Source organism: Azonexus hydrophilus, assembly GCF_905120355.1.
Lineage (GTDB): Bacteria > Pseudomonadota > Gammaproteobacteria > Burkholderiales > Rhodocyclaceae > Azonexus.
In genome coordinates, this window is sequence record NZ_CAJHOB010000013.1 from 96,874 (window position 1) to 104,482 (window position 7,609).

Annotated in this window: 9 protein-coding genes; 6 read left to right on the forward strand and 3 right to left on the reverse strand. The window is 60.4% G+C overall.

What is annotated here, in order from left to right; translation table 11 throughout:
- Positions 1-16 precede the first annotated feature (16 nt).
- The 4 genes from JYJ39_RS11265 to JYJ39_RS11280 all read left to right on the forward strand — a co-directional run bounded on the left by JYJ39_RS11265 (position 17) and on the right by JYJ39_RS11280 (position 3,256).
- The gene (locus tag JYJ39_RS11265) at positions 17-1,684 is read left to right on the forward strand and encodes a nitrite/sulfite reductase (RefSeq protein WP_205204390.1); all 1,668 of its coding nucleotides are present in this window, start codon (positions 17-19) and stop codon (positions 1,682-1,684) included.
- The gene (locus JYJ39_RS11270; RefSeq protein WP_205204392.1) at positions 1,685-2,206 is read left to right on the forward strand and encodes a DUF934 domain-containing protein; all 522 of its coding nucleotides are present in this window, start codon (positions 1,685-1,687) and stop codon (positions 2,204-2,206) included.
- On the forward strand, positions 2,203-2,922 hold the full coding sequence (locus tag JYJ39_RS11275) for a phosphoadenylyl-sulfate reductase (protein ID WP_205204394.1): 720 nt from the start codon (positions 2,203-2,205) through the stop codon (positions 2,920-2,922). Before JYJ39_RS11270 ends, JYJ39_RS11275 begins: the two co-directional genes overlap by 4 nt.
- 91 nt (positions 2,923-3,013) lie before the next feature.
- Entirely contained in the window at positions 3,014-3,256 is a 243-nt protein-coding gene (locus tag JYJ39_RS11280) for a GlsB/YeaQ/YmgE family stress response membrane protein (RefSeq protein ID WP_205204395.1), read from the forward strand.
- Positions 3,257-3,283: 27 nt separating this feature from the next.
- Here the strand turns inward: JYJ39_RS11280 and JYJ39_RS11285 are convergent, their stop codons facing one another.
- The 3 genes from JYJ39_RS11285 to JYJ39_RS11295 form a co-directional block, all read right to left on the reverse strand.
- Complete coding sequence (locus JYJ39_RS11285) at positions 3,284-3,568, reverse strand: hypothetical protein (RefSeq protein WP_205204404.1); 285 nt, start codon at positions 3,566-3,568, stop codon at positions 3,284-3,286.
- 2 nt (positions 3,569-3,570) lie between these two features.
- Complete coding sequence (locus JYJ39_RS11290; protein ID WP_205204402.1) at positions 3,571-4,131, reverse strand: cytochrome c oxidase subunit 3 family protein; 561 nt, start codon at positions 4,129-4,131, stop codon at positions 3,571-3,573.
- A gap of 124 nt (positions 4,132-4,255) precedes the next feature.
- Positions 4,256-5,212: a LysR substrate-binding domain-containing protein gene (locus tag JYJ39_RS11295; protein WP_205204396.1), complete on the reverse strand. Its 957-nt coding sequence runs from the start codon at positions 5,210-5,212 to the stop codon at positions 4,256-4,258.
- 227 nt (positions 5,213-5,439) lie between these two features.
- Between JYJ39_RS11295 and JYJ39_RS11300 the strand changes: the two genes are divergently transcribed.
- A complete protein-coding gene (locus JYJ39_RS11300) occupies positions 5,440-6,954 on the forward strand; it encodes an acetyl-CoA hydrolase/transferase family protein (RefSeq protein ID WP_205204397.1) in 1,515 nt (504 codons plus the stop codon).
- Positions 6,955-7,391: 437 nt separating this feature from the next.
- A partial coding sequence (locus JYJ39_RS11305; protein ID WP_205204398.1) for a transposase occupies positions 7,392-7,609 on the forward strand: 218 nt, incomplete at its 3' end.

Here is a 7,609-nt window from a genome sequence, read left to right on the forward strand (position 1 = left end):
CCCCCAAGGACAGCTCATGTACCGCTACAACGAACTCGACAGCCAGCTGGTCAACCAGCGTGTGGCCCAATTCCGCGACCAGGTGCGCCGCTGGCAAGCCGGTGAACTCAGCGATGATGAATTCCGCCCGCTGCGCCTGCAAAACGGCCTCTACATCCAGCGCCATGCGCCAATGTTCCGCGTCGCCGTGCCGTATGGCACCCTGAACAGCGAGCAGCTGCGGCGGCTGGCGCACATCGGACGCACCTATGATCGTGGCTACGGCCACTTCACCACCCGCCACAACCTGCAGTTCAACTGGCCGAAGATCGAGGATGTGCCGGACATCCTAGCTGAGCTGGCCGAAGTGCAGCTGCACGCCATCCAGACTTCCGGCAACTGCATCCGCAACATCACCACCGATGCTTTCGCTGGCGTCGCAGCCGATGAAATCATCGATCCGCGACCGCTCGCCGAAATCCTGCGCCAATGGTCGACTTTCCACCCCGAATTTGCCTTCCTGCCGCGCAAATTCAAGTTCGCCATTTCCGGCACTGCCGAAGACCGTGCCATCACCTGGTTCCACGACATCGGCTTGCAGCTGAAGGTGGTCAATGGCGAAACCGGTTTTACCGTCATCGTCGGCGGCGGCCTGGGGCGGACGCCGATTCGTGGCGAAGTGGTGCGTGAATTCCTGCCCTGGCAACATCTGCTCACCTACAGCACAGCCATTTTGCGGGTCTACAACCGCTTCGGCCGGCGCGACAATGCCTACAAGGCGCGCATCAAGATTCTGGTGCAGGCGCTCGGCATCGAGGCTTTCCGTGCCCAGGTGGACGCCGAATGGGCGCACGAAAAGGACAGCCCGCACACCATCACCCAGGCTGAATATGACCGTATCGCCGCGCATTTCGCGCCGCCTGCCTACGCCCCGGCGGAGCCCGCCAATTTCCCCGATGATCCGGCCTTTGCCCGCTGGCGCGCGCGCTGCACCCACCCGCACAAGGTGCCGGGTTACACGGCCGTCACCCTGTCACTGAAACGGCACGGCGTCGCCCCGGGCGACATCACCTCGGACCAGATGGACGTCGTGGCCGATCTCGCCGACCGTTACAGCTTCGGTGAATTGCGCGTCAGCCACGAGCAGAACGTGATCCTCACCGATGTGCGCGAATGCGACCTGCACGCACTCTGGCTGAGTGCCCGCGACGCCGGTCTGGCAACCCCCAACATCGGCCTTCTGACCAGCATCATCTGCTGCCCGGGCGGCGATTTCTGCGATCTGGCCAATGCCAAGTCGATTCCCATTGCCAATGCCATCCAGCAACGTTTTGACGATCTCGACTATCTTTTCGACATCGGCGAAATCGATCTCAACATCTCCGGTTGCATGAATGCCTGCAGTCATCACCATGTCGGCCATATCGGCGTCCTCGGCGTAGACCGCAAGGACAAGGAGTTCTACCAGGTGACCCTGGGCGGACGGCAAGGCAACGATGCCCAGCTGGGCAAGGTGATCGGCCCGGCCTTCCCCGCCGAAGAGATGCCGGAGGTGGTGGAACAGATCATCAGCGTCTATCTGGCCGAGCGTCACGCCGACGAACGTTTCCTCGACACCTTCGATCGCATCGGCATCGATCCCTTCAAGAACAAGGTCTATGCCGGACGCGCGCATGGCCGCTCAAAATCGCAGGAGGCCGCATAAATGGCACAACTCATCGCGGCACAGCAGGTGCTGGAAAACACGTGGACCGAGCAACCCCTGGAAGAAGACGGCAATGCCGGCCCCTTCGTTGCCCCCAGCACGCCTACCCTATATCCGCTGGCGTTCTGGCGCGCGCACCGGGAGGCCATTATCGCCAGTGCGCAGGCCGGCGCATTGCCGCTGGGGCTACTCCTGCAGCCGGACGATGCGGTGGAAGAGATTGCTGCCGACCTCCCCCACCTGGCGCTGATCGCCATCAATTTCCCCAAGTTCGTCGATGGCCGCGGCTATTCGAGCGCCGCCCTGCTGCGCCAGCGCTACGGCTACCACGGTGAATTGCGTGCTGTGGGCGATGTGCTGCACGACCAGCTGTTTTATCTGCGGCGCGTCGGTTTCGACAGCTATGCCCTGAAAGACGGCAAAAGCACCGCCTACGCCATTGCCCATGGCTTCACGACCTTCACCGAGCCCTATCAGGCCAGTACCGACCAACCCCTGCCGCATTTCCGCCGCCAGCCATGAACCCCAAGCTGCTCAACATCACGCCGGAACTTACCGAGCGCACAGCCGCCAAGGCCGACACCGCACTTGCCCTGCTGCGCCGTATCGCCAGCGAGTTCTCTCCTGCCACCTTCGCCAACAGCCTGGGCGCCGAAGACATGGTGCTGACCGATCTCATCTGCCGCCACCAGCTCCCGATCGAGATCTTCAGTCTGGATACCGGCCGTCTGCCACCGGAAACCTACACCCTGATGGCTGAACTCGACCGGCACTACGGCCTCAAGCTGCAGGTCTATTTCCCGGCGGCCGCGGCCATCGAGCACTACGTGCGCCGCCATGGAATCAATGCCTTTTACACCTCGGTTGAACTGCGCAAAGCCTGCTGCCACCTGCGCAAGGTCGAGCCACTGCAACGGGCTCTGGCCGGCAAGCGCGCCTGGATCACCGGCATGCGTGCCGAGCAGGCCGCCACGCGCGGGCAGCTCGCTGAGCAAAGCTTCGATGAGAGCAACGGTCTGGAAAAATTCAATCCGCTCGCCGACTGGAGCGAAAAGGAAGTGTGGACCTATCTGAAAACCCACGCTGTTCCCTACAACACCCTGCATGACCAGTTTTACCCCAGCATCGGCTGCGCCCCATGCAGCCGCGCCATTTCCCCTGGCGAGGACATCCGCGCCGGCCGCTGGTGGTGGGAAAACCCAGAATCGAAGGAATGTGGCCTGCACGTCAAACGCTGAGCCAGGCGAACATTTTTTTACCAAATAAGCCGCCAACCCATTTCCCGGCGCCGCTAAGATGGCGGCTCATTTCCCTGAAAGGATCACTGCCATGGGCTTCATCTGGACTATCGTGCTGGGTTTCGTCATTGGCGTCATTGCCAAATTCCTGCACCCGGGCAAGGAAGGCATGGGCTTTTTTGCCACCATTCTTCTCGGCGTCGCCGGCTCCTTTACCGCTGGCATGGTCGGGCAATCACTCGGCTGGTATCGGGCGGGCGAAGGTGCCGGCTTCATCGCTTCGGTGATCATGGCAATCCTCTTGCTGGCGATCTATTCCCGCCTGAAGAAATAAGACAGGCATCACCGCCCGCATTACCACCTACTCATGCCATAGACCGAAAACCACCAGACAGATGGGGGTGATGGCAATGAAGGTATGCAGGACACGGCGGAAGAAGATGTGGATGCTGCGCCCTTCCAGGAAGAAGCGCAGCACCAGCCACGATTTCAGCCATAACACCGCAGCCACCAGCGGTTGCAGTCCGACCTGCGCGTGAAATTCGCGCCCGATCCAGACCGACAGCGCCGTCAGCAGCAACAGCCCCAGCCAGGCAAAAAACAGCTGACGCAGGGAAGATTGGTGGGAAGCGTGGGCTGCACTCATGGTCACACCAGAACGTAAAAGAAGGGGAAGATCACCAGCCAGATCAGGTCGGTGGCGTGCCAGTAGGAAGCCAGCGCTTCCAGGCCATCGTGGTTTTCTGCACTGTAGATACCGAAGCTGTGGCGGGTCAGCACCCACAACATGCCCAGAATGCCCCAGAAGGCATGCACCATGTGGTTGATGGTGAGGTAGTAGTACACAGTGAAGAAAATACCCGCTTCACCGTTGATGCCGTGGGCCAGATTCCACTGGATCTCATGCCACTTGAGCAGGGGGTAGCTCAGTGCAATCAGCAGTCCCAGCACCAGACAAGCCAGCGAAGCTCGGCGCTGACTGTTGCGGATGGTGACGACAGCGGCAGCAATACAGAAGCTGCTGCTCACCATGGCTACAGTAATCCAGATTCCCGACCACAGATGCAAACGCCCGGCGCTGGCGGTGAATTCCTGCGGGAAATGCGCCCGCGCGACAAAATACACGGCAAAAAGCAGCAGGAATTCAACGAACTCACAGCAAATGCCGACCCAGATTCCCTTGTTGCCGGGAATGCGGCCCTTGTCCATCGCCACGGCGTGCGCTGGCGGAGTAAACGGAGGTGATACCGGGTGCGCACTATCCATTGCACGCTTTCGTAGAACGACAGGCCGCCATTGTGGCCAGATCGAAGGGCAACTTCTTTAGCTCGCATCAACTCTGCAACCCGGTCGCCAGCACCCAGTCACGAAAGGCACGCAGTGCGGCAGGCAGTTCGGCTCGCCGCGGCAAGAGCAACCAGTAAGCGTAAGGCGACACCAGACTGAGAGGAAAAATCTGGCACAACCGCTGTGCTGCGATCTCGGCCTCGACCAGCACCGACGGCACCAGCGCCACCCCCTGCCCGGCCAGAGCCGCCTCGATGGCAAGCACGGTGTTGGAAAAATGCAGGCCGCGCCGTACCGGTTTGCCATTCACACCGGCCAACTGCAACCACTGTGTCCAGCCAGGCAGGAGAGAACTGTTACGCAACGTGGCATCGTGAATCAAGGTGAACTGGCGGATCTCCTCGGCACTGGATAGGGGAGACATCAGCCCGGGCAAATCAGGCCGGCACACCGGAATATAAGCCGGAGTCAAAATACGCTCGGCCTGCCAGCCCGGGTAATTACCCCGCCCATAACGGATGGCGAGCAACTCGCCGCCCTGAAGCGGATCATGCGCAGCGGGATCGAGGCGGACATCGGCGCCGAGCTGATCGACACTGTCATCGGTACTTGCGAGGCGAATCTCGACTGCCGGGTACTGCGCAGCAAACTGGGGCAGGCGTCCGACCAGCCAGCGCGAAGCAAAGGTCGGCGGCGCCTGGATAGTCAGCACACTTCCGGCTGCGACTGGATCGCTGCGGCGACATTCCGCCAAGGCGCCGGCCAGCGTGGCAAACCCTTGCTGAATGGCTGGCAACAACGCTTCTCCCGCCGGACTCAGGACCACCGCCCGCGTCAGCCGCCGGAACAGGGTTTGCCCCAGCCAGGCTTCCAGTTGGCGCACCTGCTGGCTGACCGCTGCGGGCGTCACATGTAATTCTGCTGCTGCCCGCTTGAAGCTCAGATGGCGGGCCGCAGCCTCAAAAGCACGCAAAGCCTGCAGTGGCGGAAGACGAAACGTCATTTCATGGATTAGTTTTTCTAAACTGTCAGATCATAAAACGTCGTTTGTCCACCAGCAAGCCGCCCGCTAAGGTAGCGGCCTGTTGAGTTGTCGACACATCAAGCGTCTCCTTATGCGGCAGCTGCCGCATGGATCAGTCTCCTCTGAGCCCAAGTCTTGATATGTGGGCTTGAGCCCGCCGCGTGCGGGCTCTTTTTTGTCTTTTTTTTCTGGATTAGCCAACGACCATGAGCGCCGCTTCCCGTATCCTGAATCCCGCACTTCGCAGCAAGATCATGTCGGCCGAAGAGGCCGCTGCATTGATTCCATCCGGCGTCAACGTCGGCATGAGCGGATTTACCGGCGCTGGCTACCCGAAAGCAGTACCCTCGGCACTCGCCAAACGCATCATGGACGCCAATCTGAATGGTCATAAATTCCGCATTGGCGTGTGGACCGGGGCTTCCACCGCTCCCGAACTCGATGGCGCCCTGGCCATGGTGGACGGTATCGAAATGCGCCTGCCCTACCAGTCCGACCCCACCTGCCGCAAGCGCATCAACGCCGGCGAAATGGAATACATCGACATCCATCTGTCGCACGTGGCGCAATTTGTCTGGGGCGGTTTCCTCGGCCCACTCGACGTCGCGGTGGTCGAAGTTGCTGGTGTGCTTGAGGATGGCCGGCTGATTCCCTCTTCCTCGGTTGGCAACAACAAGACCTGGCTGGACGAGGCCGACAAGGTCATCCTGGAAGTCAATTCCTGGCAGAACCCGGCGCTGGAAGGGATGCACGACATTTATTACGGCACCGCCCTGCCCCCGTTGCGCAAACCCATTCCCATCCTGAAGAGCGACGACCGCATCGGCGATGCCTACTACCGGATCGATCCGAAAAAGATCATTGCCGTCGTCGAAACCGACAAGGCTGACCGCAATTCACCGTTCTCCCCACCGGACGTCAATTCCCAGAAAATCGCCGGACACATTCTCGATTTCCTGCAGCATGAAGTAAGAAAGGGACGACTGCCGGCCAACCTGCTACCGTTGCAATCCGGTGTCGGCAATGTCGCGAATGCCGTCATGGCCGGCTTGCAGGATGGTCCTTTCCAGAATCTCACCGCCTACACCGAAGTGCTGCAGGACGGCATGCTCGAACTGATCAAGAGTGGCAAGCTGCGCTGCGCCTCGGCCACTTCCTTCTCGCTGTCACCGACGGCGCTGGCCGAACTGAACGCCGACCTGCCGCGCTTCAAGGATTCGATCATCCTGCGTCCGCAGGAAATCTCCAATCACCCAGAAGTCATCCGCCGGCTGGGGATCATCGCAATGAATGGCCTGATCGAAGCCGACATCTACGGCAACGTCAATTCGACCCACATCGGCGGCAGCGCCATCATGAACGGCATCGGCGGCTCCGGCGATTTCGCCCGCAACGCCTTCATCTCCATCTTCATGACGCCTTCCACGGCGAAAGGCGGCAATCTTTCCTGCATCGTGCCCATGGTCACCCACGTGGACCACACCGAACACGACGTGCAGATCATCGTCACCGAACAGGGTCTTGCTGATCTGCGCGGCCTGGCCCCCAAGCAACGCGCCCACACCATCATCGAACGCTGCGCCCATCCCAACTTCCGCCCTGCCCTGCGCGAATACTTCGACCGCGCCCAGCGCTACGCCACCGGCAAGCACACCCCACACCTCCTGGACGAAGCCTTCAGCTTCCTCCCTAACTGGATGGCACGGCAGCAAGGGCGCTGAACCGATCCCCCGGGATGCCGCTGGCCGTTCATCCCGGAATTGACCTCAACATATCGGTTAGCACCAGCCCTGTCAGCAGTGCTGTGTTCAAGCGACCATTAGCCGAAGAAGATCCAGTTTCTAACCGCCATCCTGTCGAAGCCGAACCAACTCAGCCCCCCCTAAGGTTCGGCATTGCACAAGTTTTTCGGCAACGGATTCAATCCATGACCAATGCTGCTCAAGCAGCGGCTGAACATCATGCCTGGCCTGATCAAGCCAGACCTGGATCCGTTCAATTACCCAGGCAGGTGCTTCTGACAGTGCTGGCACATCACCGTCTGGCGAACCAAACGCAAGCATGCCCACCGTCTGATCAAGCCCCCAGCACTGCGGCGGTCACGCTTTTTCGGACAGTTGGCTAAGCTAATGCTGACTGGTTGAAAGGGAAGTGAAAGATGGGAACGAAACGCAAGCAACACAGTGCGGAATTCAAGGCGCAAGTGGCGATGGCGGCTTTGTCGGGAGACAGGACGCTGGCGGAACTGGCTTCTGAATACGGTGTTCATCCGACGATGATCAGCACGTGGAAGCAGGAGTTGGTGAAGAACGCCAAGGAACTGTTCGAGCGGGGCAACAAGAAGGCGGCCGACCCGCAGGCGGTGATTGATAACCT